The sequence below is a fragment of the Microbacterium sp. AC215 genome, assembly GCF_979258645.1.
Window position 1 is genome coordinate 2,586,646 of the sequence record NZ_OZ409869.1, and the last position, 22,804, is coordinate 2,609,449.

Genomic DNA, 22,804 nt, shown 5'->3' on the forward strand with positions numbered 1-22,804 from the left:
AGGCCATCACCCGAGGTCGAAGACCTCGATCTGACGGATCGTGACCTCGGCATCCGCTCGCAGGCGGATCGCCGGGGTCACGACGCGCGACACCAGCTCGAACGGGGTCGTGCGATCGGCCGGGAGCTCCGCGTCGTAGGTGGTCGGAGCCGCCGCCCAGCATCCGTCCGCGTCGAGGATCTCCCATCGCAGCCGAGACGACGGGGCGCCGGTGGCCATCGTCACTGTGAGATCGGAGACCGCGCGCGGCTCGGCGAAATGCCACCCTGCCCATTCGCCCGCCGCCAGGACGACGCCGCTCGAACCGCTCGGGTCGCCGTCGTCGAACAGGCGGTCCGCATCCATGACGGATGCCGACGCGATGACGCCTCCTGTGTCTGCCGTGAGATCGCGGCACCAGGGCGCGATCTCATCCGTCATCCGCTCACCCGTCTCGAGAGCATCCGCGGGCTCGGTTCCGAAGACCAGTTCGAGCTCGACGTCCCCGACGAGGGCGTCCCCGGCGAGGGCGTCGACGGGAAGTTCGGCCCTGGGCAGGTCGACCCCGTCGAGCCGGGCACGCTGCAGCACGTGCGCTCCCGGCTCTCGGCGATGAGAGCGGATGCGCAGCGAGCGGCCGTCCGCGCGATCGACGCGGATGTCGTCGACGAGGGGCGAGCCGATCCGCAGCACGCCGGACGCGAGCTCGAGCGGGTAGAGACCGAGCGCGGCCCACAGCCACCAGGCGCTCATCTCGCCGTTGTCCTCGTCGCCGGGGAAGCCCTGTCCGATGTGGGCGCCTGCGAAGAGACGCCCGGCCAGCTCGTGCACGATCGCGCCGGCTCGCCACGGCCGGTCGCTGAACGCGTACATGAAGGGGATGTGATGGGCGGGCTGATTCGAGATCGCGCACATGCCCGAGCGCAGGGCCCGCGCCTCGCGCTGCTCGTGGATGACGGTGCCGTACGCCCCGCCGAATCGCTCGTCGGCGGTCTCCGGCTCGGCGAAGAGCGCGTCGAGGTGCTGTCCGAAGGCCCCACGTCCGCCGTGCAGCGCGGCGAGGCCGGCGCCGTCGTGCACGGCGCCCACCGACATGCCCCAGGCGTTCGTCTCGACGTTGTCGCCTCCCCAGGTGCGCGGGTCGAACTCGGGGGCGAGGTCGCCGTCGGCATCCCTGCCGCGGAGGAACCCGGATTCCGAGTCGAAGAGTATGCGATACGACCGTGCTCGGTTGGCGAAATAGCGGGCGAACGAACGGTAGCGAGCGGCATCGCGGTCGGAGCCGGGAGCGGCTGCGCGTTCGGCTTCGAGGGCCAGACGCTCGGCGAACCGGCCCAGCGACGCGTCGCTCACCGCGTTCTCGACGGTCCAGCTCATGCCCTCCGGCACCTCGGACGAGATGTAGCCGGTGAAGCGTCCGCGTGCGATGCCCTTGCGGCCGCGTCGCGCATCGGGCCCGGGTTCGCAGGCGTTGCGCCATCCGCTCTCGAACGCCTCCGCGCGGTCGAACGCCACGCCCCACCGGGCGGCATCGGCGAACATCTGGTCGCTGGAGGTGCCGACCATGCTGTCGACATATCCGGGCGCGCTCCACCGCGCCATCCACCCTCCGCGACGGTACTGCTCGAGCTGGCCGTCGAGCAGCCTGCCGGTCAGCGAGGGATCGAGCAGCGCGAGCGCCGGCCACTCGGTGCGATAGGTGTCCCAATAGCCGTTGTTCACGATGAGCTCGCCGTCGACGATCGGCGCGCTCGTCTCACTCTCCCCGAACGGCGCGCGTGGGGCGAACACGTCGGCGAAGCGATGCCGCGGCGCCTCTGCAGTGCCGGCATTCTCGGCGGCGGAGTTCGGATACAGATGCATCCGATGCAATGCGGCGGCTATCCGGTTCCGATTCTCCTCGTCGGCCAATCGGCGATACGGGGTCTCGGATGCGTCGAGCGGCGGGATCGTCACGCGGCCCAGCACCCGGTTCCAGGAGGCTGCGGCTTCCGCGCGCAACTCGTCATATGCGATGCCCGGAGGACACTCGATCTCGAGACTGCGCCTGGCCTGCTCCACCGACAGGAACGACACGGCCACGCGCACCTCGAGCGACCCGTCGCCGGCGACGTAGCCCGCGGCCCGCGCCCGTCCGTCGTCGTCGAGGGCGCCGCGCAGACTCGTCGCAGGGTCGCCCTCGCCACGCAGCACGGCGCCCGCGAAGTAGCAGCGGGGAGAGTTGCCCCAGTCCTCGGAGCCCTCGGGCGTCCACCCCTCGAAGCCGTCGCCGTCGGTCCAGCGCAGCTCGCCGTCATCGGTGGGCTGATCGATCACGAAGCCGACGATCGCGTCAGTGTCTGCGCCATGCACGCGGAAGGCGGCGGTGTGCGACGTCGCGGTCATCTCCACGCGCAGACCATCACCGAGATCGGCGGCGTACTCGTGGGGGCGTGCTCGCTCGGTGCCCGGGGCGATCCACCGGCGGCGCGCGGCGCGCTCGGAGGCCGGATGCCCGTCGAACGGCATGAGCTGGAGCACCGAGCGGTCGCCGATCCACGGACTCGGCTGGTGCGAGAACTGCAGGGCCTCGAGGCGTCGCCCGGGTGGATCGTCGTGGATGCTCGGCCGATACGGCCAGCGCGTGTCCGAGGCATCGGTCGCCGCGGTGACGAAGGTGAAGCCGTGCGGCACGGCGACGGCGGGGATGGTGTTGCCACGCGAGAAGCGCGGGCCCGAGTGGCTGCCGCGACGAGTGTCCACTCGCTCGACCGGTGGCGGGTCGGCGACGGCATCCTGCTGCTCGACCTGCTCCTCGACCATGACCTGCACGAATCCCGTGACGAGCGGCGGCAGTCCGCTCATCCCCGCCAGGGATCCGCTGCCGAGCACCAGCTCGACGGTGGCGGAGGTGTGCGGGGCCGAGCCGGGGAGCATCGGCGCCAGCGACACGGTGTCGGCGTTCCACTGCTCGGGCATGCTCCAGCGCGCCGCGAACTGGGCATCGGCGGTCATGGCGAAGTCGTACCGGTCACGCACGGCGGCTGTCTCGCCGAGCCGCGCGCCGCCGTCCCCGCGGACATCGACGGTCACCGCGAGGGCGGCATGCGGAGCCAGGGTCGCCGCATCGCCGTCTGCGTAGAACGCCCAGTGCAGCAGAGTGTCGGGGCTGATCGCGACGTCCGCGAGTCCGGGAACATCGATCCGCTGTTCGCCCGCTGACGGATCGAACGAGTAGGCGAACACCTCACCGCAGAGCACGCCGGCGAGAGGGCGGGACGACGGAGGATCGGCGGGTCCGTCGGCGGGCGTGAGCTGGGCGTCGCTCACCCCTTGACCGCGCCCTCCTGCACGCCCTTGAAGAAGAACCGCTGCGTGAACGAGAACATGATGACGATCGGCACGAGGGCGATCATGGTGCCCGCCGCGATCAGGCGCGGGTCGACCGAGAAGCTGCTGTTGAGATAGGCCATGCCGACGGTGAGCGTGTACTTCGACGGATCGGAGAGCACGATGAGGGGCCAGAGGTAGTCGTCCCAGGCGCCGATGAAGGCGAAGATCGCGACCACCGAGACCATGCCGCGGATGTTGGGCCACACGATGTGACGGATGCGCTGCCAGGTCGTCGCTCCGTCGACCGTCGCGGCGTCCAGCACGTCCTTCGGGATCATGCGGCAGGCGGTGGCGACGAGCAGCACGTTCATCGCGCTGATGGCGCCGGGCAGGAACACGCCCCACAGGGTGTCGGCGAGGCCGAGCGAGCGGATGGTGAGGAAGTTGCTCGTCACCGTGACCTCGCCGGGGAAGAGCAGGGTCGAGAGCAGGATGGCCATGACGATCCACTTGCCGCGGAACCGCATGCATCCGAGGGCGTAGCCGGCGAAGGTCGCGAGCACCACGTTGCTGACGACGGTGCCCACCGAGACGAGCAGCGAGTGCCAGGCGTAGAGGTACACCGGCACGATCTCGGCGACCGTGGCGTAGTTCTGCAGCGTCGGCTCGCGGGGGATCAGGTTGGGCGGGAACGAGTAGATGTTCTCCTGCGGACCCTTGAACGACGTCGAGAGCTGCCAGAGGAACGGGCCGATGACGAGCACCAGCACGAGCAGCAGCAGCGCATAGCGGCCGATGAGCCCGCCGAGCGTCGGCTTGCTGAAGTCGCCGGAACCGCGGCGGCGGAAGATGGGTTCGCGCGTGGTCGCAGCCGGCTGATCGTCAGGGCGACGGTCGTCGTCGATGCGGGGCTCAGTGAGGGTGCTCATGCGGAGACCTTCGCCTTCTTCTCGCGATTCATGAAGGCGATCGCGGCCAGCGGGATGAGGGTGAGGAGGAACAGCGCGACGCTGATCGCCGAGGCGTAGCCGATGTTGCCGTTCAGGCCGGAGCCGACCTGGCGGATCAGCATGACCAGCGACATGTCGTATCCACCGGGACCTCCCGTGCTCTTGGAGAGCACGTCGAGCTCGGCGAACACTCTCATCGCCGAGACGGCGATGAGCACCGCGATGAGGAGCATCGCTCCGCGCACCGACGGGATCGTCACCGACAGGAAGCGACGGAACGAGCCGGCGCCGTCGAGCATGGCGGCCTCGTGCAGCTCCTTGCCGACATTGCCGAGCGCGGCGAGGTACACGACCATGTAGTAGCCGAGACCCTTCCACACCGTGAGCAGGATCGCGCAGCCGAGCAGCAGCCACCGGTCGACGAGGAACGCCATGGGCTTGTCGACGAGGCCGAGGAACTCGAGCGTCTGGTTGATGATGCCGCGGCTGTCGAACAGCCAGGTCCAGATCAGGGCGACGACGACGACCGATGCGATGACGGGGAAGTAGAAGGTGGTGCGGAAGAACGCGATGCCCGGCAGCTTCTTCTGCACGAGCAGGGCGAGCAGCAGGGGAAGGATCGTGAGCAACGGCACGCAGACGACCACGTAGATGATGCACGTGGTGAGGGCGTTCCAGAACATCTCGTCGCCGAACATCCGCTCGTAGTTCGCGGCGCCCACGAACTCGGGGGTCCGCAGGGGACGTGCGTCCGTGAAGCTCAGGAAGACGGTGTTGAGGAACGGCCAGAGCGCGAACACCAGCACCCAGACGACGGCGGGGCCGAGGAGCAGCCAGGGTGTGAACCACCGGTGCGATCGCATGGTCGTCCTCCGGCTCCGGATGCTGGTGTGCGCGCTCATGGCTTACTGGTCCACGCGGTTCGCGTTGGCGTACTCGACGATCTTGTCGAGCTGCTCCTGCGCGTCGGCCTCGCCGTTGACGGCGAGCGCGATCTGCTGGGTCATGTACGTCGCCATGTCGGAGGTCCACTGGAACGGGATCGCCTTGGCGTCTTCCATGGCCGTGAACACGGTGTCGATCGCGGAGAGCTGCTTCTCGTCGGTGATCGACGAGGAGATGTTCTCGACGACGGCGTCGCCGCCCGCGGAGGTGCCGGGAGCGGTGCCGACCGCGAGCGATGAGAACGCGACCTGGTTCTCCTCGTTCGTCGCGAACTCGGCGAACGCGAGGGCGGCCTCCTTGTTGTCGGAGTCGGCCGAGACGTTCAGGCCCTGCACGTAGAGCGGCGGGATGCCCAGTCGCTGCGTGGCGACCGTGTTCTCGAGCAGCGCGGGCGCGTCCTTCGCGAGGTCGGTCGTGAAACCAGTGCCACCGGTCGTGAAGGCCACCTTCTCCTGGATGTACGCCTCGGCGTTTCCGCCGTAGTCGCCGGTCAGCGCCTCGGCCGGCATGGCTCCGGCCGCGTACGCGTCGGCGTACTTCTCGATGATGGCCGCGGCCTCGTCGGTGTTGAAGTCGAACTCGCCGTCGTCGTTGATGACCTCCATGCCCGCCGACGTGAACGTGTCGAGTGCCGGGATCGATGACAGCAGCTGGACCTTGCCGCCGGACTCGGTCGCGACGTCCTTGGCGAGGGTGAGCAGCTCGTCGACCGTCGTCGGGAGGTTGTCCTCGGTGACGCCGTAGGGGGCGAGCTGAGCAAGGTTCCACCATGATGCGTCGCTGGACAGGTACCAGGGCAGACCGTACGTGCCGTCGACACCCGGGTACTGGCTGTAGGCATCCCATGCGCCGGTGTTGTATGCCGACTTCAGGTCGGGGTCGGCTGTCTCGAGGTCGACGAGCTTGCCGGCGGCGACGAGCGGGTAGGCGATGTCCGGCGGCAGGTTCAGCACGTCGGGCAGCGTGTCGGCGTTCGCCTGGCTCAGGATCTTCTCCTGGTAGCCGTCGCCCGGCTGGTCGAGCCACTCGACCGTGACCTCCGGGTGCTCCTTCTCGAACGCGTCGATCAGGTCTTCGAAGTAGGGCGTGAACTTCTCGTTCTTCAGCGACCAGGTCTGGAACTGGATCGTCCCGCTCAGCTCGCCGGAGGTGTCGATCGGTCCGTCGGCATCGGATGTGGCACCGCCTCCGGTGCAGCCGGCGAGCGCCATGGCGCCGATCGTGAATGTTGCCAGAGCGACAATGCGTGCGGGAACTTTCATCGTGCTTCTTCCTCGAGGCGGGCGATTGGCGGTGTCCGTCGAACGGACTACAACGCTTTAGCAGATGAAACCATCCGATCCCGTCGCTGTCAAGGTCTCGAGGCTGCGTGCATCGGCGGGCCGCGGTATTCCGGGTAGCGGTCCGTTGCTCAAGCGTTATAGTGGTGCGACCACGTCCTCGTCGGAGGGCTCTGTCGGAAAGGTCCGGACACATGACGCAGCGCCGCGCTCTCGATGCTCGCCTGAGATTCGGGGCGAACTACACGCCGTCGAAGGACTGGATGCACTCCTGGCTCGACTTCACCCCCGACGATGTGCGCAGGGACTTCGCGGCGCTCGCCGAGCTCGGTCTCGATCACGTCCGGGTCTTCCCGTTGTGGACGGTGCTGCAGCCGAACCGTACTCTGATCCGCCCGAAGGCGATCGACGACGTCCGCTCGATGGTCGACATCGGCGCCGAGTTCGGGCTCGACGTCAGCGTCGACGTGATCCAGGGGCACCTGTCGAGCTTCGACTTCGTCCCGTCATGGTTGTACACCTGGCACGACCGCAACATGTTCACCGATCCGAAGGCGCTCAGCGGGCAGGTCGACCTCGTTCAGACGCTGGCCGGTGCGCTGCGCGATGCGCCGAACTTCCTCGGCCTGACGCTCGGCAACGAGACGAACCAGTTCTCGGCGCACACGCACCCGTCCCCGTGGCCCGTGACGATCGACGAGGCAGGGCACTGGATCGAGTCGCTGCTCTCCGCGGCCGAGGGCGCGGCCCCCGGCCTCTCGCACGTGCACAGCGAGTACGACGCGGTCTGGTACATGGACGGGCACGGCTTCACGCCCGCGCACGCGTCTCGGCTGGGCGAGATGACCACCATCCACTCCTGGATCTTCAACGGCACGGCTCAGCGCTACGGCGGCCGTTCGGTCGCCTCCGACCGCCACGCCGAGTACCTCATCGAGCTCTCGCGCGCCTTCGCGACGGATCGGGATCGACCGGTCTGGCTGCAGGAGGTCGGCGCTCCGTCGAACTGCCTCGACGAGAGCGAGATGCCCGGATTCCTCGAGGCGACCCTGCGATCCGCGGTGCGCACCGAGAACCTCTGGGGCGTGACCTGGTGGTGCTCGCACGATGTGAGCCGCGAGCTCGGCGACTTCCCCGAACTGGAGTACTCGCTGGGCCTGGTCGATCAGAGCGGTGCGGCCAAGCCGATCGGCCGCCGGTTCGCCGAGCTGATCCCCGAACTGCGCGAACGGGCGGCCACGCCGGAGCGGGAGACGGCCATCGTCGTCGACGTCGACGAGCGCGAGGTGCCGGTGAGCCGGGCGGCGCTGAGCCCGGGCGGTGCCGTGTTCCAGGCGTGGGTGGATGCCTGCGAGCGCGGGCTCGACCCCGCCTTCGTGACGTCTCAGACGGTGCGCGACGACGCGGCGCTCGCCGCGCGCGGCATCCGTCACCTCATCCGTCCTGATCTGTCGACGAGCGGTGTCGACCCCTACGGCTCCGTCAACACCGTCGTCAGCGGCTGAGCGCGACGCCGTAGCGGCCGAAGGGCTCCGTCAGGACGCGGCCGTCGGCGGGGCGGTGCTCTCGCGGGCGGTGAGCGTCGGCGTCGGGCCCTGCGCGCTCGGGAGGTTGGTCCCGGCGACGATCTGCTGCAGCAGCAGTGTCGCGGCCTGCTCGCCGAGCTCGAACGTGTCGCGGGTCATCGCGGTGATCGACGGATTGATCAGGCCGGCGATGACGGAGTCGTCGAAGGAGGCGATCGACACGTCGCGGGGCACCGCGCGGCCCATCTCCTGAGCGACGCGGAGGCCGGCGACGGCCATCACGTCGTTGTCGTACACGATCGCCGTCGGGCGGGGCCTCGCGGAGAGCAGCGATCGCGTGACCGCGGATGCGCGCGCGGGGGAGAAGTCCGTCGTGATCACTTCGCTCGAGACGCCGTCCGCAGCCATGCGATCGAGCACCTCGGCACGCAGTCGGGTGTGCTCGAGCTCGGCGGGACCCGCGACGTAGGCGATGCGGGTGTGTCCGAGCGCGGCGAGGTACGAGAAGAGGGTCTCGGCCACCTCGTCGTCGGCGATCCAGACGCTCGGCACCGCTCCGCCGGGTGAGGGCTTGGAGCCGATCAACACGGCGCGGGCGTCGAGGGCTGCGATCCGGTCGCTGCGCGGGTCGTCGTCGCGGGGGTCGATGAGGATGATGCCGTCGACCTGGTTCGACGAGCGCCACTGCCGATGCACCTCCATCTCCTCGGCGATGTCGGTGACCAGCCGCAGCTGCAGGCTGACCTTGCTCTCCGACAGTCGGGATTCGATGCCCGCGATGAGGTCGGTGAAGAAGGCCTCGGAGCCCAGCGAACGGGCGGGACGTGCGAGCGCGAATCCGACCGTGTTGGCGCGGGCTCCCACGAGGGCGCGTGCCGCCGAGCTCGGCTGCCAGTGGTTCTCCTCGACGATCGCGAGGATCCGCTGGCGCGTCTCGTCGCTCACCCCCGGGCGTCCGTTGAGCGCGAACGAGACTGCTCCGGGCGAGACTCCGGCCATGCGCGCGATGTCCGCGATGGTGACGCGTTTGGCCGAGGTCATGGGCCTCACACTACTTGATCGGTTTAGCCGCTCGGTAGCCGCACGACAGGGGTCTGACACGCTCGATGCGAGATTTACTAGATCGCTTTAGTAAATCCGATAGCATTGTCGGCACCTGCCCGAGAATCGGGCTCCAGTCGCGCACACCGCCTATGCACCACTCACCGTCGAGCCCGGAGAACCAGATACATGCATGACGACACCTCGCTCACCGTCGGCCGCGTCAAGAGGGTGCTCGACGAGCGCATCCGCCCGGCCGTCCACTCGGCCGCCGTCCCCCTCACCGTCGAGGTCAACCAGATCCCCGGCGAGCCGATCAGTCCCGCCGACGGGCTCGCACTGGACTTCGCCCCGGCATCCGTGCCGAGCATGTGGGGTCCTGCCTGGTCGACGACCTGGTTCAAGATCACCGGCGCAGTGCCCGCCGACTGGGCGGGCCGTCGGGTCGAGGCCGTCATCGACCTCGGGTTCGACATCAACATGCCCGGCTTCCAGTGCGAGGCGCTCGTCTACCGGCCGGACGGAACACCGGTGAAGAGCATCAACCCACGCAATCAGTGGCTGCCGATCACCGAGACCGCGCACGGCGACGAGCCGGTCGAGCTCTACCTCGAGGCGGCCGCCAACCCGGTTCTGCTCGACTACCACCCCTTCCTGCCGACGCAGGAGGGCGACATCCGCACGTCCTCCCGCGAACCGCTCTATCGCACCCGCCGCATCGACCTCGCCGTCTTCGAGCAGGAGGTGTTCGAGCTGTCCCTCGACCTCGAGGTCCTGTTCGAGCTCCAGGCCGAGCTGCCGGCGACCTCGCCGCGACGGATGCAGATCCTGCAGGCGATGGACGACGCCCTCGACGTGCTCGACCTGCAGCACATCGTCGAGACCGCTGCCGATGCCCGAGCTCGACTGGCGCCGGCGCTCGCGGCGCCCGCCGAGGCCAGCGCCCACCGCATCTCGGCGATCGGACATGCGCACATCGACTCGGCCTGGCTGTGGCCGGTGCGCGAGACGATCCGCAAGGTCGCCCGCACCACGTCGTCGATGGCGACGCTGATCGACGAGCAGCCCGACTTCCTCTACGGGATGTCGAGCGCGCAGCAGTACGCGTGGCTCAAGGAGCACCGGCCCGAGGTCTACTCCCGGGTCAAGGCCGCGGTCGCGGACGGGCGATTCCTGCCGCTCGGCGGCATGTGGGTCGAATCCGACACCGTGATGCCGTCCGGCGAGTCGCTCGTGCGCCAGTTCTCGTTCGGTCAGCGGTTCTTCGAACGCGAGTTCGGCATCCGCTCGAAGGGCGTCTGGCTGCCGGACAGCTTCGGATACTCGCCCGCGCTGCCGCAGCTCATGCGCCGGGCCGGGTTCGAGTGGTTCTTCACGCAGAAGATCTCGTGGAATCAGCAGAACGTGTTCCCGCACCACAGCTTCCTCTGGGAGGGCATCGACGGCTCGCAGGTGTTCACGCACTTCCCGTCGATGGACACGTACAACTCGCAGCTGAGCGGCATGGAAGTCGCCAAGGCATCTCGTCAGTTCAAGGAGAACCGCGTGACGTCGCGGTCGATCGCACCGGTGGGCTGGGGCGACGGGGGCGGTGGCACCACGCGCGAGATGACCGGCAAGGCGAAGCGCCTCGAGAACCTCGAAGGCAGCGCGCGGGTCGTCTGGGAGCACCCGGACACCTTCTTCGAGGCGGCCAGGGCCGAGCTGCCGAACCCGGCCGTGTGGGTCGGCGAGCTCTATCTCGAACTCCACCGCGGAACGCTCACCAGCCAGCACGCCACCAAGGCGCTGCACCGGTGGTGCGAGCACGCACTCGTCGAGGCGGAGCTGTGGGCGGCGACGGATGCCGTGCGCACCGGCGCCGCATATCCCCAGGCCGAATTCGACCGCCTGTGGGAGACGGTGCTGCTGCACGAGTTCCACGACATCCTGCCCGGCACCTCGATCGCCTGGGTGCATCGTGAGGCCGTCGAGGTCCTCTCGCGCGTGCTCGCCGATGCGCAGGCGCTCGCCGACGCCGCGCGCCGCTCCCTCGCCGGAGAAGGCGAGCGCGAGCTGCGGTTCGTGCCGACCTCGGTCGGCGGCGGTCGTGCCCTCGGCGCCGGCTTCGTCGAGGCGCCGGCCCCGGCATCCGTCCTGCTCGCAGGAGAAGACGGCGGCTGGCGGCTCGAGAACGAGCTGGTCTCCGTGCTGATCTCCGCCGAGGGACTCATCGTCTCGGCGGTGGACAAGGCGTCGGGCCGAGAGGCGGTGGCCGAGGGGCGGGCGGCGAACCTGTTCCAGCTGCACCAGGACTTCCCGAACATGTGGGACGCCTGGGACATCGATCGCTACTACCGCAACAGCGTCGACGATCTCACCGCGATCGCGTCGATCTCGGCATCCGTCGTCGACGGGGTCGCGACCGTCATCGTGACCCGGGCGTTCTCGGAGTCGACGATCGAGCAGACCATCACGCTCGCGCCGGGCGAGCGCACCGTGCTGTTGCGCAACGACGTGGACTGGCACGAGACCGAGAAGCTGCTCAAGCTCGCCTTCCCGCTCGACATCCAGGCCACGCACACCGAGGCCGAGACGCAGTTCGGCTACCAGTCGCGGGTGACGCACACGAACACCAGCTGGGAGGCTGCGAAGTTCGAGACCTCGATGCACCGTTTCGTGCTGGTACGCGAGCAGGACTTCGGTGTCGCGCTCGTCAACGACTCGATCTACGGGTACGACACCTCGCGCGAGGTCTCGGACGACGCGGTCGCGACCACCGTGCGGCTCTCGCTGCTGCGCGCACCGCGGTTCCCCGATCCCGACACCGATCACGGGCACCACGAGATCACGATCGGCTTCGTGATCGGAGCCGATGCGGCGATCGCGACGACCGAGGGCATCCGACTCAACACCGCGCCGACGGTCGTGCACGGCGAGCGCGAAGTCGCGCCTCTCGTGTCCGTCGACGGCGACGGCATCGTGGTGTCGGGCGTGAAGCTCGCGGACGATGGCTCCGGTGACGTCATCGTCCGTCTCTACGAGGCGCTCGGTCGCCGCGCCGTCGGTTCGCTGGTCGCCGACTTCGAGCACAGGGAGATCCGCGAGGTCTCGCTGATCGAGGATGCGATCGACGACCCGCGCGTCGGCGGAGAGCTGCGCCTGCGGCCGTTCGAGGTGCGGACGCTGCGCATCGTGCGGTGAGGCAGCCGGGAGGATGTTCCTCCGACCGGCGTCCTCCGCGGAAGAACCCATGGCGGGCGGGGATCCCCGAGCGGATACTCGGTTACACGAGTGGCCGATGGGGAGCCCCGACCGAAGGAGTACGACATGGATCAGTACCTGTGGGTTCTGAAGGACAAGGAGCGCGACCTCATCCGCGAGCTCGAGCCTGAGCGACTGGCGGAACTCGACGAGGACGGCCTGCTCGCCCTGCACAAACGGGTCAGGCGGGCCCGCAACAAGCACACGACGAACTATCGGCGCGGTGCGGCGGAGCGCGTCGAGCAGGCGGGCGGTCGAGGTGCCGCAGCCGCCGGGTCGGACAAGGCCCGCGGCCGGGCCTATGTGTTCGAGGAGGCACTCTCGATCATCAGCGCAGAACTCGCCCGCGTGGCTCATGAGCAGGCGGAGGAGCTCAAGGACGAGAGGCTGGCCCGCGCCCGTGAGGGCAGATGGAGTGGACCGGGCTCCGAGGCGCCCTTCGATGAGGGCGCAGGAGCGGGACGGATGCGGGAGCATCAGCAGACCACCGGTGGTGTGAAGCGAGACGCCTCGAGTCGCGCCCAGGGTGCGCGTCGACAGGCGAAGCGCGACTCGCGCTGAACGCCACCCGAGGGGCGGCGAGCGGATGCGGCCATTGTGGCGGCCGCCTCACGGGAGGACGATGGGCGGATGGCGACCGTCGATGATGTCCGTGAGATCGCTCTCGCGCTCCCCGGTGTGACCGAGCGTGTGGGCGGACACACCGGCGAGCCCTCCTGGCGCCTGGCGAGCGGTCAGATCGCCTGGGTGCGTGGGCCGAGCAAGGTCGATCTGCGGCAGCTCGCCGACCTCGGGCTCGAATGGCCGGAGGGTCCCGTGCTGGGCGTGCGAGTCGGCAGCCTCGATGAGAAGGCGGCATTGCTCGCCGCAGAGCCCGAAGGGCTGTTCTCCATTCCGCACTTCGACGGGTACCCCGGTGTGCTGGTGCAGCTCGATGCGGTCGAGCGCGACCGGCTGGCGGAGATCATCGCGGACGCCTGGCTGGTGCGGGCTCCGGTGCTCGTCGCGAAGCAGTGGCTCGCGGACCGCGGGTTGGACTGACCGCGCCGCGATCAGGCCTCGTTCAGGCCGCGACGAGGAACGGTCGGGCGGCGTCGAGGAACGCGCGCGGGTCGTCGGCCCACAGGCGGATGCGGTCGACCTGATGAGTCCCGCCCTTCGGCGCGAGGCCGGGGAGCCGGATCGCGACGGGGCGTTCGAGTTCGATCTCGATGTTGGTCTCGTCCTGCATCCGCTCGGCGTACTCCGAACCGATGACCCGCGGCTGCTTGGGCTCATCGACGCGACGACTGATCGCGATCGACGCGATGTCGGCCCAGCCGATCGGCACGTCCAGCTCGAGTCCGCTGCGCACTCGGACGCCGTCGGGCCCCACGGCGTGCGGGCGCATGAGCATCGCGCACAGTAGACCGACCATCCAGGTGACGCCCCAGATCCCGAGCACCAGCAGAGTGATCCGCACGACGGGCCACTGATGCACGATCAGGTCGAGGATCGGGATCTCGACAGCGGAGAGGCCGATGAAGATGAACAGCACGGTGAGCACGGGACGGTGATAGCCGATCCCCGTGCCGCCCTTCGGGACTGCGGGACGGCGGGCGATCGCACGCGCGATGCTCGAGTAGACGCGAAGCTCGGCGACCCATGCCCGATGGAGGAAGTTGAGGATGCGCGCGATCGGGGTCGGGCTCGGAGCGGTCGTCTGCAGATGCTCGGTCATGGCGTGCCCTCCGGTGTCGGTGCCGGTGCCGGGGTCGGTGTCGGCACCGGTGTGGGTGCGGGTGCGGGTGCGGGGGCGTGCGCGCTCGCCGCGGAGGTGACGAGGTTCTCGAGATGCGCGGCGACGGCTGTCAGGCCACGCTCGACCGCGGCGCGGTCGTCGGGGGCGATTACGTTCAGCAGCGTCTCATTGAGCTGCGCGTGCTCCTCCTGCATCTGCGACATGGTCTCGAGGGCGGTCGAGGTGAGCTCGACCAGCACGGCGCGGCGGTCGGAGGGATGGGGGGTGCGACGGACGTGACCTGAGCCCTCGAGTGCGTCCACGAGAGCGGTGATGTTGCGAGGTGTCACCCCGCAGAGGGTGGCGAGGGTCTGCTGCGTCGACGGACCGGTGTGCTGCAGGACCCACAGGAGGTGCACACGGGTCGGTGTGAGATCCGTGCCGGCGAACGCGCGGGCCATGTCCTTCTGGAACAGGTCGGCGATCTGAAGGAGGCGGTCGACGAAGAGGGGTTCCATGTGGTTACTCTATTACATTGTTACCTCTGTTCACAATAAGCGTCGATAATGGCGTGCACCCTGCGCTGTGCCATTCTGGGAGATTGGAATACGGATCTGATCTGGGTAATTCTTGGTGGTTTCGGGTCTCGGATGTCGGTGGCCCGGGGTTGACTGGGGGTATGAACAGCACTGCGGAGCTTCTGGATCGGGTCATCGCCGACCTCGACACGGTGCTGTCCGATGACGCGCTGGCGGGGTTGTCGGATGCGGATCGGGTGACTGTTCTGCAGGGTGCGGGTGCTGTCTTCCGCCGCGCGGAGGCCGTGATTGTCGAGACGATCGCGACGGGCGACGCCGCCGACTTTCTGCATTCGGCGGGGTGCCGGGGCCTGAATGAGCTGTTGCAGCGGACGGTGTCGGTGGATGTGCGGGGCGCGTCCCGGGTCGACAGGGTCGTCGATCTGGTGCGGCGACCGGTGAGTCTGGCGGGGGAGAGGATGCCGGCCCGGTGGTCGGAGATGCGTCTCGCGTTGCTGGATGGGGTGGTCGGGGTGGCCGGGTTTCTCGCGGCGACGGGGCCGATCGAGAAGGGTGTGGGATCGGCTGACGGTGGATCAGCGGTTGGCGGCGGATGTCGCGTTGGCGGGGTGTGCTCGCGGCCACGGCGTCGTGGTCGACGCTGATGGTGAGGGCCTGGAGGCTGATGAGCCGGGTCCGGCGCCGACCCCGCAGGACTTGAAAGCTCTCGCCGAGGATCTCGCGTCGATGTTCGACCCCGATGGGGAAGACCCGAAGGATGAGGACTCCCGGCGCCGGCGGGGCATCACGATCGGTCGTCTCACGGACGGCGTGCACGCGATCCGCGGGTATCTGACCCCAGAGGTCGCGGCGCAGTTGCAGCTGATCCTGGACGCGATCCTCAACCCCAAAGGTGATGGCCCGCCCATGCCCGGAGTGCACTTCGCCCCGAGCGAGGGCGCCGATGCTGGTGCTGGTGCTGGTGCTGGTGCTGGTGCTGGTGCTGGTGCTGGTGCTGGTGCTGGTGCTGGTGTAGACGGTGACGCCGACGCGGCTGCGGGTGCTGGCGCTGGTGCGGACTGTGACGATAGGGATCCGTTCAACTCGGATCCGCGGTGTGTGCTCGATGACCGCACCGCGGCGCAGAAGCGTCACGACGCCCTTGCGATGGTGTTCGGGATCGCCGCGCGACACAACGACATGCCCACCCTCGGTGGAGCGGCGCCGGTCCTGGTCGTGAACGTCGACGCGAAGGATCTCGTGGGCGGAATGGGCGGAAAGGGCGGAATGGGCGGAAACGGTGGGTGGGCGACGGTCGCCGGATCCGGTGCCCACGTCCCGGTCTCCGTCGCCGCGCACGTCGGATGCGCGGGGACGATTCAACGGGTGCTGGTGGATGAGGGCAGGATCATCGGGATCACGACCACCGACCGGGTGTTCACGGTGCATCAGCGGCGGGCGATCATCGCCCGAGACAAGGAGTGCCTCATCCCCGGGTGCCACGTTCCCGCGTCGTGGTGCGAGATCCACCATGTCGTCGAGCATGCCAGGGGTGGTCCGACGCATACCGACAACGGGGTGCCGTTGTGCTGGTGGCACCACCGATCCCTCGGGACCTCGGGGTGGGAGATCCGCATGGACGACGGGGTCCCGCAGGTACGAGGACCGAGATGGTGGGATCCCGACGAACGATGGCGCATACCGAGGCTCAGCGTCCTGCGGAACGTGCACGTTCGAGCTGCCCCTATGCGGGTCTGACCTGACGGCGTTGACCGGAGAAGAACAGCCGAATATGGCACCTTCGCCCGCATCCACGACCCGGGAAGGTCCCGCGATCGAACTCTGGCAACCGCCGCTCGGGCGGGAGAATCGAGCTCAGGCGGGTCCGAGGCGGAGCACCTCGGGAGATTCGCCGCCCGTGACCTCATCGGCGACCCGGATGCTGCGCGCGAGGTCATCGAGCGCACCGTCGAGCGTGCCGAAGCGTTCGCGGTCGCTGCACATCGCGGTCAACGTCACCAGGTGCGTGCCGGTGTCCCAGGTGTAGGTGACGAACGGCGGAGATGCAGGGGACGGCGGCATCGCCACGACGAGCTTCTCTCCCGTGCCCAGCCAGCGGCTCGAGAAGGACTGGGTGTCGTCGTAGTCCATCGGCATCGAGGCGCGGGCGATCCGGACTTCGGGAGTCAGCGCCTGCGCGGTCGCCATCGCCACGACCAGCTCAGGGTCCGCCTTCCAGGTCCAGACGAGCACGCGCCCGTCCGCCCGGCGCATCAGCATCGGCGCCGCCTGGCTCATCGCCCAGGCGCCGAGCCGCGAACCCGGACGCTGCGTGGCGCCGATCGCCGAGTTCACCTGCCCCAACAGCATCCGGATCGCCGCCTTGCGGTGCCGGCGACCCCTCCATCCGAGCGAATCCGTCACGGGGATCCACAGTTGCGGGTCGGCGTCGGCAGTCAGTCGCATGCCTCCACGGTAGGGGGTGAGGCTGAGGGATGCCGGTATGCCTCAGCAGCTCGAACAAGCCCCTCGGGTAGAGTGGCGAGCGCCCGATCGGGCTCCCCTGGCCGCCGTACCGTAAGGCAGAATGTCCTCCTCTACCTCCGATCCGACGAGTGCTTCCGACGTCGCTCCCCACACGGGACCCCGTCCACTGCGCATCCTGATCGGATGCGACACCTTCGCGCCCGACATCAACGGCGCCGCGCGCTTCGCCGAGCGCCTCGCCGCCGGTCTCGTGCAGCGCGGCCATGACGTGCATGTCGTCGCCCCGAACCTGGTCTACCGCCGCACGCCCGCGCGGACGGAGGTCATCGAGGGCGAGCCGATGACTCTTCACCGACTGCCCTCGGTGCGCTGGGCTCCGCACGACTGGCTCCGCTTCGTCTGGCCGTGGCGCGTGAAGCACTACGCCCGCAAGATCATCGACGACGTGCAGCCCGACGTCGTGCACATCCAGTCGCACATCGTGATCGGTCGCGGCCTCTCGCGCATCGCCCACGAGCGGGGCATCCCGGTGATCGCGACGAACCATGTGATGGCCGAGAACATCCTCGACCACACCACGATGCCGAAGTTCATCGACGATCTCGTGCTGCGGTGGGCGTGGGGAGACGCGAAGCGCACCTTCGCACTGACCCGCGCGATCACGACGCCGACGCGTCGAGCAGCCGACTTCCTCGAGCGCACCGTCGCCGTCGAGAACGTCATTCCCGTCAGCTGCGGCATCGACCGCACCCAGTACACGCCGGTCGTCGCACCCCGTGACGCGAATCGCATCATCTTCGTCGGCCGACTGACCGCCGAGAAGCAGGTCGAGGTCATCCTGCAGGCGATGACGAAGCTCGACCCCGCCCTGCACGCCACGTTCGACATCGTCGGCGGCGGGGATCAGCGCAAGCAGCTCGAGAATCTCTCGCACCAACTCGGCCTCGCCGACCGCGTGACGTTCCACGGACGCACCAGCGATGAGGAACTGCGGGCGCTGCTCTCGCGTGCCTCGGTCTTCACGATCGCCTCGATCGCCGAGCTGCAGTCGATCGCGACGATGGAAGCCATGGCCTCAGCGCTCCCGATCGTCGCGGCGGATGCCGTCGCACTGCCGCACCTCGTGCACGACGGCGAGAACGGCTACCTGTTCGAACCGGGCAATGCCGATGCCCTGGCGGCGCGGCTCACCGATGTGCTGAGCGCGTCACCCGGGGAGTACGCCCGTATGCAGCAGGCATCTCTCGACGGCGTCGCGATCCACGACATCAACCGCACGCTCGACACCTTCGAGGCGCTGTACCGCGACGAGCCCCTGCCCGAGTGACGGCACCCGCCATGCACATCGTCTTCTTCGGCGATCAGCACCTCGACTCGCTCGGCGGGGCGCAGGTGTCGATGCGGCTGCAGCGCGAGTTCCTGGAGCGCGCGGGCCACACCGTGACCGTCGTGGCACCGAAGATGCACGGATCGCGGGCTGCAGGCGGCACCGATCCCTCGAACCTCGACCTGCCGTCGGTGCCGATCACCGTCGACCGCGAGTATTCGATGAGCTGGCCCGGACGCCGCACGGATCGCTTCCTCGATCGGGCGCTGACGCATCGACCGCCCGTGGATCTCGTGCATGTCCAGGCGGACTTCTGGGGTGCGTTCATCGGGCACCGATATGCGGCTCGACACGGCATTCCCGTCGTGCACACCATGCACAACCGCGTGGACGTGGGGATCGCCGCGGTCACCCCGCTGCATGGACCGGTGCTCTCTGCGTTGAACATCTGGCGGCGCCGGGCGCTCGCGGGGGTGGTGCCGACGATCGGCGGCAGTGACGGCTGGGCGTTCCTGCGTGGAATCGCCGGCGGCGCGTCAGCGGTGACAGCACCGTCGACCCACTTCGCCCGACGCCTCGAAGAGCATGGGGTGTTCAGTCCGGTCGATGTGGTGTGGAACGGCATCGACGACGACATCCGCGACGCGACCCTCGCCGCCGCGCCCGGCGAGCGTGAACCGGGGCGCCCCCGTTTCGTCTGGCTCGGGCGCATGAGCCCCGAGAAGCGACTGCTCCCCTTCCTTGAGGCCTTCGTCGAATCGGGGGTCGATGCCGATCTCGAGATCATCGGCGGAGGCGCCCAGCGAGCCGCGGCCGAGAAGATCGTCGAGGACCTGCCGACGGTCCGATTCGCCGGCAAGCTCAGCTATCCCGACACGCTGGCGCGAATCGCCGCCGCTGACGCGCTCGTGCAGACCTCGATCGGCTTCGAGACGCAGGGGATGACGCCGTTCGAGGCGGCGACGCTCGGCACGCCGTCTGTGATCAGCGACCCCGACATCGCCGCAGAACTGGGTGGCGGTCTCTGGGCTGTCCCGGGTGCGTCAGGCACCGAGGACCAGCGACGGGCGGGTCTCGTCGAGACGCTGCGCCGCGCGGCATCCGACATCGCTGCCGGCACCGCACCTCAGCCCATGCGCGAAGTCTCGGAGTCGTTCCGTCAGTCGTCGCGCACCGCCGCGATGATCGAGGTCTACGACCGCGTGCTCGCGGCCGAGTCTCGCACTCAGAACCCGAAGTAGTAGAACAGGTTCGACACCCACGAGACGAGGGTGCCGACGACGGCGCTGCCGCCCACGCCGATCGCGATCGCCGCGAGCAGGTGAGGTGCCGGGCGCCGAAGCGCGATGAGTCCCAGCACCAGACCGGCACCCGCGCCGGCCAGCACGATGAGATTCACGAGGTTCGACAGCAGATCGACGAACTGGTAGCCGACGCTCATGTACATGAACGGGGTGACGATCTGGAAGAAGAGCCCCACGGCCGCGGCACTCACCGCCACGATCAACGCGGTGCGACCGAGGCTCCCGGGCCGCGGTGCTGTCTGCCCTGATGCGTACGGCGGCGTCGCGACTCCGTAGGGCTGGGCGGGCTGTCCGGAGGGCTGGCCTGGCTGTCCGTAGGGCTGGGCAGGCTGTCCGTAGGGCTGGCCGGGTTGCGCATAGGGCTGGCCCGATTGTCCGTAGGGCTGGCCGGGTTGCGCGTGCGGCTGGCCTGGCTGCGTATACGGCTGGCCCGAATCCTGGGGGGCGTCCGGGTTCTGTTGCTGGTCGCTCATCGATTCTCCGGACGGTCAGAAGGGAAGCGCGTAGAAGAGATTCGACACCCACGAGATGACGATTCCGACGAGCTGGGATGCGGTGACGCCGATCGCGATGCCGGCGAGGATCTTCGGCCCCGGTCGTCGCACCGACATCAGGCCGAGGATGAGTCCGACGACGGCGACGACCAGCACGAGACCGTTGCCGATCGCCGAGAACGCGCCGATCGCGAAGGGGTCGCCCGTCATCCGGAACATCAGAGGGTACGACAGGGTGACGACAAGCCCGATAGCGAGCGAGACCAGCGCGAGGAGGAAGGCGGTGCGCCCGAGGCCGGCTCCGGGCTGGGCCGGACGCTGCTCGCCCGGGTACGGCTGTCCGGCATAGGGCTGTCCGGCATGCTGCTGTCCGGGGTAGGGCTGTCCGGCGTGCGGCTGGCCGTCGTGCGGCGCGTGCTGCGGTTGCGTCGGCTGCGGTGTCGGCTGCGGTGTCGGCTGCGGTACCGGCTGCGGTACCGGCTGCGCCGGATAGTGCGAGCCCGCGTAGTCCGGGGGAGTTCCGTGTGGCTGCGCGGGAGGCTGCTGGGGCTCGCTCATGCACACGAGCGTAGCCGCGCATGCCGGCGCGCAGGGAGATTCCGCTCCGGTTCAGCGATAGACGCGCCCGGTCTCCGCTCGGTCGAGCGCGTCTCGATCGGCGACGCGGGACCAGTCAGTGGGAACGCGTCGGTATCCGTCGCGGCGGAGTTCGATGACCGTGGACACGAGAGCCCACACGGCGAGGGCTATGAGTGCGATGATGAGGAACATGGCAGAAACGCTACGATCACTGTTGATCTGCCACGAGTGGCAGAATAGACTCTGCACGTAGGAAAACTGCCAAACCGGGAGAGCGCCATGATGAAGACCGTCGCCTGTGTCGTCCAAGACGGATTCGCGCCGTTCGAGTTCGGCCTCGCCTGCGAGGCGTTCGGACTGGACCGGTCGAACGACGGGGTCCCGAACTTCGACTTCCGGGTCGTCGCTCCGCACCCCGGTGTCGTGCAGTCGAAGCTCGGCTTCTCGATCAACGTCGAGCACGACCTGTCGTTCGCCTACGAAGCGGACCTCGTCATCCTGTGTCCGGTTCCCCGGGAGTACTGGACGCAGATCGACCCGCTGCTCCTCGAGGTCGCCCGCGACGCGGTCGCGCGCGGCGCTTGGGTGCTGACGATCTGCAGCGGATCCTTCATCCTCGGCGCCGCCGGAGTGCTCGACGGGCGTCGGGCGACCACGCACTGGATGTACTCCGACGTGATGGCCGAGATGTATCCCGAGATCGACATCGACCCCGACGTGCTCTTCGTGCAGGACGACCGCATCATCACGAGCGCAGGCACGGCGGCGGGCATCGACGCCTGCCTGCACCTGCTGCGGATCGAGCTCGGGGCCGAGCTCACCAACCGCATCGCCCGTCGCATGGTCGTGCCGCCGCAGCGCGACGGAGGCCAGGCGCAGTTCATCGACCGTCCGATCCCCGTCGCGCAGAACGATTCGCTCGCCGCCGTCGCGGACTGGGCCGTCGCGCACCTCCGCGACGATCTCGGCGTCGACCAGCTCGCGGCCCGCGCGCTCATGTCTCCCCGCACGTTCGCCCGACGGTTCAAGGCGGAGTACGGCGCGACTCCGGCGGCCTGGCTGGCGCGGCAGCGTGTGCTGCACGCCCAGCGGATGCTCGAGCGCAGCGATCTGTCGCTCGAGCAGATCGCCGACGAGTGCGGCTTCGGGTCGGCTGCCGTGCTGCGGCAGAACTTCTCGCGGGTGCTCGGCACCACCCCGACGGCCTACCGTGCGCGCTTCTCGTGCGCCGACGACGGCGAGTCGTCTGCGGCCTGAGCGCGGCACCGCGCGACGCACGCTGCGCTCAGCGACGCACGCTGCACGGCGCGACGCACGCGGCGCTCAGCGCCGCACGCTGCTCAGTGATCCCAGTGGCCGGGGCTGGGAAGCGCGCGATAGTCGACGTCGACCCCGTCGGGGGTGACCGCGGCGGTGCAGTACAGCAGCGACTGGGTCGGGTAGCCGTGCGGACGGTTGTCGCGGATGATCGCCCGATCGTCCTCCGGGTCCAACCGTGCCGACGAGGCGAGCAGCGTCGTCCACTCGCCGGTCCAGTCGCCGCTGTCGGCGGCGGGCCCGAGCGCCCGGAACTCCGGCAGCCACGCCGCGATCCGGGGAGTGCCGAGGTCGTCGAGGTCGTCGTGCGCGATCATGTGGATGCCGTCGCCGAGCGGTGTCTCGCGCAGCTCCGCGCCGTCCCAGCTCAGCACGCGCGCTCCCTCCGGCCGAACCTCGAGCAGGTTGAAGCCGTGCATGGGAAGCGGAGCCACCGGGGACCGCCCCATGACCGATTCGAGGGCGAGCGAACCGCGAGAGACGGCGACGTCTGCCGCGAGATCCACGACGTCGGCGCGGTTCAGCAGCACCGCGAGTCGTCTCTCCGCCGCATTCACTGCGAGCCACGCGCCACCGGCACGCCGGTCGCGGATGCCCGAGACCCCGGGGTAGGCGTCCGGCCACCATTCGCCGAGGGCATCCCACTCCCGTTGCGGGTCTTCATCGCGCACCGCGAGCAGTCGCGCGGTCTCGGATCCGGCCACATCGATCACCACGGTGCACACGAGATCCAGTCTAGAAGCGCGTCGCAGTCCCGGGCCCGCGACGTCGCATGCTGGGGC

At 68.9% G+C, this 22,804-nt stretch carries 21 protein-coding genes; 9 read left to right on the top strand and 12 right to left on the bottom strand.

Annotated elements, in window-relative coordinates:
* Positions 1-6: 6 nt before the first annotated feature.
* Genes ACZZZF_RS12625 through ACZZZF_RS12640 form a run of 4 tightly spaced genes read right to left on the bottom strand, consistent with a single transcriptional unit; the run spans position 7 to position 6,448 of the window.
* Positions 7-3,288 carry a GH92 family glycosyl hydrolase gene (locus ACZZZF_RS12625; RefSeq protein WP_463498603.1) on the bottom strand — a complete coding sequence of 1,094 codons (3,282 nt, stop codon included), beginning with the start codon at positions 3,286-3,288 and terminating at the stop codon, positions 7-9.
* Complete coding sequence (locus tag ACZZZF_RS12630; protein WP_463498605.1) at positions 3,285-4,220, bottom strand: carbohydrate ABC transporter permease; 936 nt, start codon at positions 4,218-4,220, stop codon at positions 3,285-3,287. Before ACZZZF_RS12630 ends, ACZZZF_RS12625 begins: the two co-directional genes overlap by 4 nt.
* Complete coding sequence (locus ACZZZF_RS12635; RefSeq protein ID WP_230100945.1) at positions 4,217-5,104, bottom strand: carbohydrate ABC transporter permease; 888 nt, start codon at positions 5,102-5,104, stop codon at positions 4,217-4,219. Before ACZZZF_RS12635 ends, ACZZZF_RS12630 begins: the two co-directional genes overlap by 4 nt.
* 42 nt (positions 5,105-5,146) lie before the next feature.
* Positions 5,147-6,448: an ABC transporter substrate-binding protein gene (locus tag ACZZZF_RS12640; RefSeq protein ID WP_463498608.1), complete on the bottom strand. Its 1,302-nt coding sequence runs from the start codon at positions 6,446-6,448 to the stop codon at positions 5,147-5,149.
* Between the two features lie 212 nt (positions 6,449-6,660).
* Between ACZZZF_RS12640 and ACZZZF_RS12645 the strand changes: the two genes are divergently transcribed.
* Positions 6,661-7,971, top strand: a complete 1,311-nt coding sequence (locus ACZZZF_RS12645) for a glycoside hydrolase 5 family protein (RefSeq protein ID WP_187249284.1) — start codon at positions 6,661-6,663, stop codon at positions 7,969-7,971.
* 30 nt (positions 7,972-8,001) lie between these two features.
* On the opposite strand, the gene ACZZZF_RS12650 is transcribed toward ACZZZF_RS12645, so the two are convergent.
* On the bottom strand, positions 8,002-9,033 hold the full coding sequence (locus ACZZZF_RS12650; RefSeq protein ID WP_463498610.1) for a LacI family DNA-binding transcriptional regulator: 1,032 nt from the start codon (positions 9,031-9,033) through the stop codon (positions 8,002-8,004).
* Between the two features lie 189 nt (positions 9,034-9,222).
* On the opposite strand from ACZZZF_RS12650, the gene ACZZZF_RS12655 reads away from it, so the two are divergent.
* From ACZZZF_RS12655 to ACZZZF_RS12665, 3 genes are all read left to right on the top strand, one after another.
* Positions 9,223-12,216, top strand: coding sequence for an alpha-mannosidase (locus ACZZZF_RS12655; RefSeq protein ID WP_463498612.1), 2,994 nt, complete (start codon positions 9,223-9,225; stop codon positions 12,214-12,216).
* Between the two features lie 126 nt (positions 12,217-12,342).
* A complete protein-coding gene (locus ACZZZF_RS12660; protein ID WP_056275232.1) occupies positions 12,343-12,837 on the top strand; it encodes a hypothetical protein in 495 nt (164 codons plus the stop codon).
* Positions 12,838-12,906: 69 nt separating this feature from the next.
* Positions 12,907-13,317 carry an MmcQ/YjbR family DNA-binding protein gene (locus ACZZZF_RS12665; protein ID WP_072592038.1) on the top strand — a complete coding sequence of 137 codons (411 nt, stop codon included), beginning with the start codon at positions 12,907-12,909 and terminating at the stop codon, positions 13,315-13,317.
* A 22-nt stretch (positions 13,318-13,339) separates the two neighbouring features.
* Here ACZZZF_RS12665 and ACZZZF_RS12670 read toward each other — a convergent pair whose 3' ends face one another.
* Together ACZZZF_RS12670 and ACZZZF_RS12675 are read right to left on the bottom strand one after the other, a co-directional pair.
* Positions 13,340-13,996 (bottom strand): hypothetical protein, encoded by a 657-nt coding sequence (locus tag ACZZZF_RS12670; protein WP_463498615.1) that lies wholly within the window; start codon positions 13,994-13,996, stop codon positions 13,340-13,342.
* The gene (locus ACZZZF_RS12675) at positions 13,993-14,514 is read right to left on the bottom strand and encodes a MarR family winged helix-turn-helix transcriptional regulator (RefSeq protein WP_463498617.1); all 522 of its coding nucleotides are present in this window, start codon (positions 14,512-14,514) and stop codon (positions 13,993-13,995) included. The genes ACZZZF_RS12670 and ACZZZF_RS12675 overlap by 4 nt, the downstream gene beginning before the upstream one ends.
* A gap of 161 nt (positions 14,515-14,675) precedes the next feature.
* On the opposite strand from ACZZZF_RS12675, the gene ACZZZF_RS12680 reads away from it, so the two are divergent.
* Together ACZZZF_RS12680 and ACZZZF_RS12685 are read left to right on the top strand one after the other, a co-directional pair.
* Complete coding sequence (locus tag ACZZZF_RS12680; RefSeq protein ID WP_463498619.1) at positions 14,676-15,179, top strand: hypothetical protein; 504 nt, start codon at positions 14,676-14,678, stop codon at positions 15,177-15,179.
* The gene (locus ACZZZF_RS12685; RefSeq protein WP_463498622.1) at positions 15,166-16,272 is read left to right on the top strand and encodes an HNH endonuclease signature motif containing protein; all 1,107 of its coding nucleotides are present in this window, start codon (positions 15,166-15,168) and stop codon (positions 16,270-16,272) included. Before ACZZZF_RS12680 ends, ACZZZF_RS12685 begins: the two co-directional genes overlap by 14 nt.
* Positions 16,273-16,389: 117 nt before the next feature.
* Here ACZZZF_RS12685 and ACZZZF_RS12690 read toward each other — a convergent pair whose 3' ends face one another.
* Positions 16,390-16,980: a hypothetical protein gene (locus ACZZZF_RS12690; RefSeq protein WP_053098040.1), complete on the bottom strand. Its 591-nt coding sequence runs from the start codon at positions 16,978-16,980 to the stop codon at positions 16,390-16,392.
* A 121-nt stretch (positions 16,981-17,101) separates the two neighbouring features.
* On the opposite strand from ACZZZF_RS12690, the gene ACZZZF_RS12695 reads away from it, so the two are divergent.
* Both ACZZZF_RS12695 and ACZZZF_RS12700 read left to right on the top strand, forming a co-directional pair.
* A complete protein-coding gene (locus tag ACZZZF_RS12695) occupies positions 17,102-18,328 on the top strand; it encodes a glycosyltransferase (RefSeq protein ID WP_056280360.1) in 1,227 nt (408 codons plus the stop codon).
* Positions 18,325-19,569, top strand: a complete 1,245-nt coding sequence (locus ACZZZF_RS12700) for a glycosyltransferase family 4 protein (protein WP_463498624.1) — start codon at positions 18,325-18,327, stop codon at positions 19,567-19,569. Before ACZZZF_RS12695 ends, ACZZZF_RS12700 begins: the two co-directional genes overlap by 4 nt.
* Here the strand turns inward: ACZZZF_RS12700 and ACZZZF_RS12705 are convergent.
* Genes ACZZZF_RS12705 through ACZZZF_RS12715 form a run of 3 tightly spaced genes read right to left on the bottom strand, consistent with a single transcriptional unit; the run spans position 19,554 to position 20,897 of the window.
* Positions 19,554-20,105 carry a hypothetical protein gene (locus ACZZZF_RS12705; protein WP_463498627.1) on the bottom strand — a complete coding sequence of 184 codons (552 nt, stop codon included), beginning with the start codon at positions 20,103-20,105 and terminating at the stop codon, positions 19,554-19,556. The two genes, ACZZZF_RS12700 and ACZZZF_RS12705, sit on opposite strands and share 16 nt — an antisense overlap.
* A 15-nt stretch (positions 20,106-20,120) precedes the next feature.
* Complete coding sequence (locus ACZZZF_RS12710) at positions 20,121-20,684, bottom strand: hypothetical protein (RefSeq protein ID WP_463498629.1); 564 nt, start codon at positions 20,682-20,684, stop codon at positions 20,121-20,123.
* 51 nt (positions 20,685-20,735) lie between these two features.
* Complete coding sequence (locus ACZZZF_RS12715) at positions 20,736-20,897, bottom strand: hypothetical protein (protein ID WP_171821952.1); 162 nt, start codon at positions 20,895-20,897, stop codon at positions 20,736-20,738.
* Between the two features lie 90 nt (positions 20,898-20,987).
* On the opposite strand from ACZZZF_RS12715, the gene ACZZZF_RS12720 reads away from it, so the two are divergent.
* Complete coding sequence (locus ACZZZF_RS12720) at positions 20,988-21,962, top strand: GlxA family transcriptional regulator (protein WP_171822003.1); 975 nt, start codon at positions 20,988-20,990, stop codon at positions 21,960-21,962.
* 83 nt (positions 21,963-22,045) lie between these two features.
* On the opposite strand, the gene ACZZZF_RS12725 is transcribed toward ACZZZF_RS12720, so the two are convergent.
* Positions 22,046-22,747, bottom strand: a complete 702-nt coding sequence (locus ACZZZF_RS12725; RefSeq protein WP_295104811.1) for an NRDE family protein — start codon at positions 22,745-22,747, stop codon at positions 22,046-22,048.
* Between the last annotated feature and the right edge of the window lie 57 nt (positions 22,748-22,804).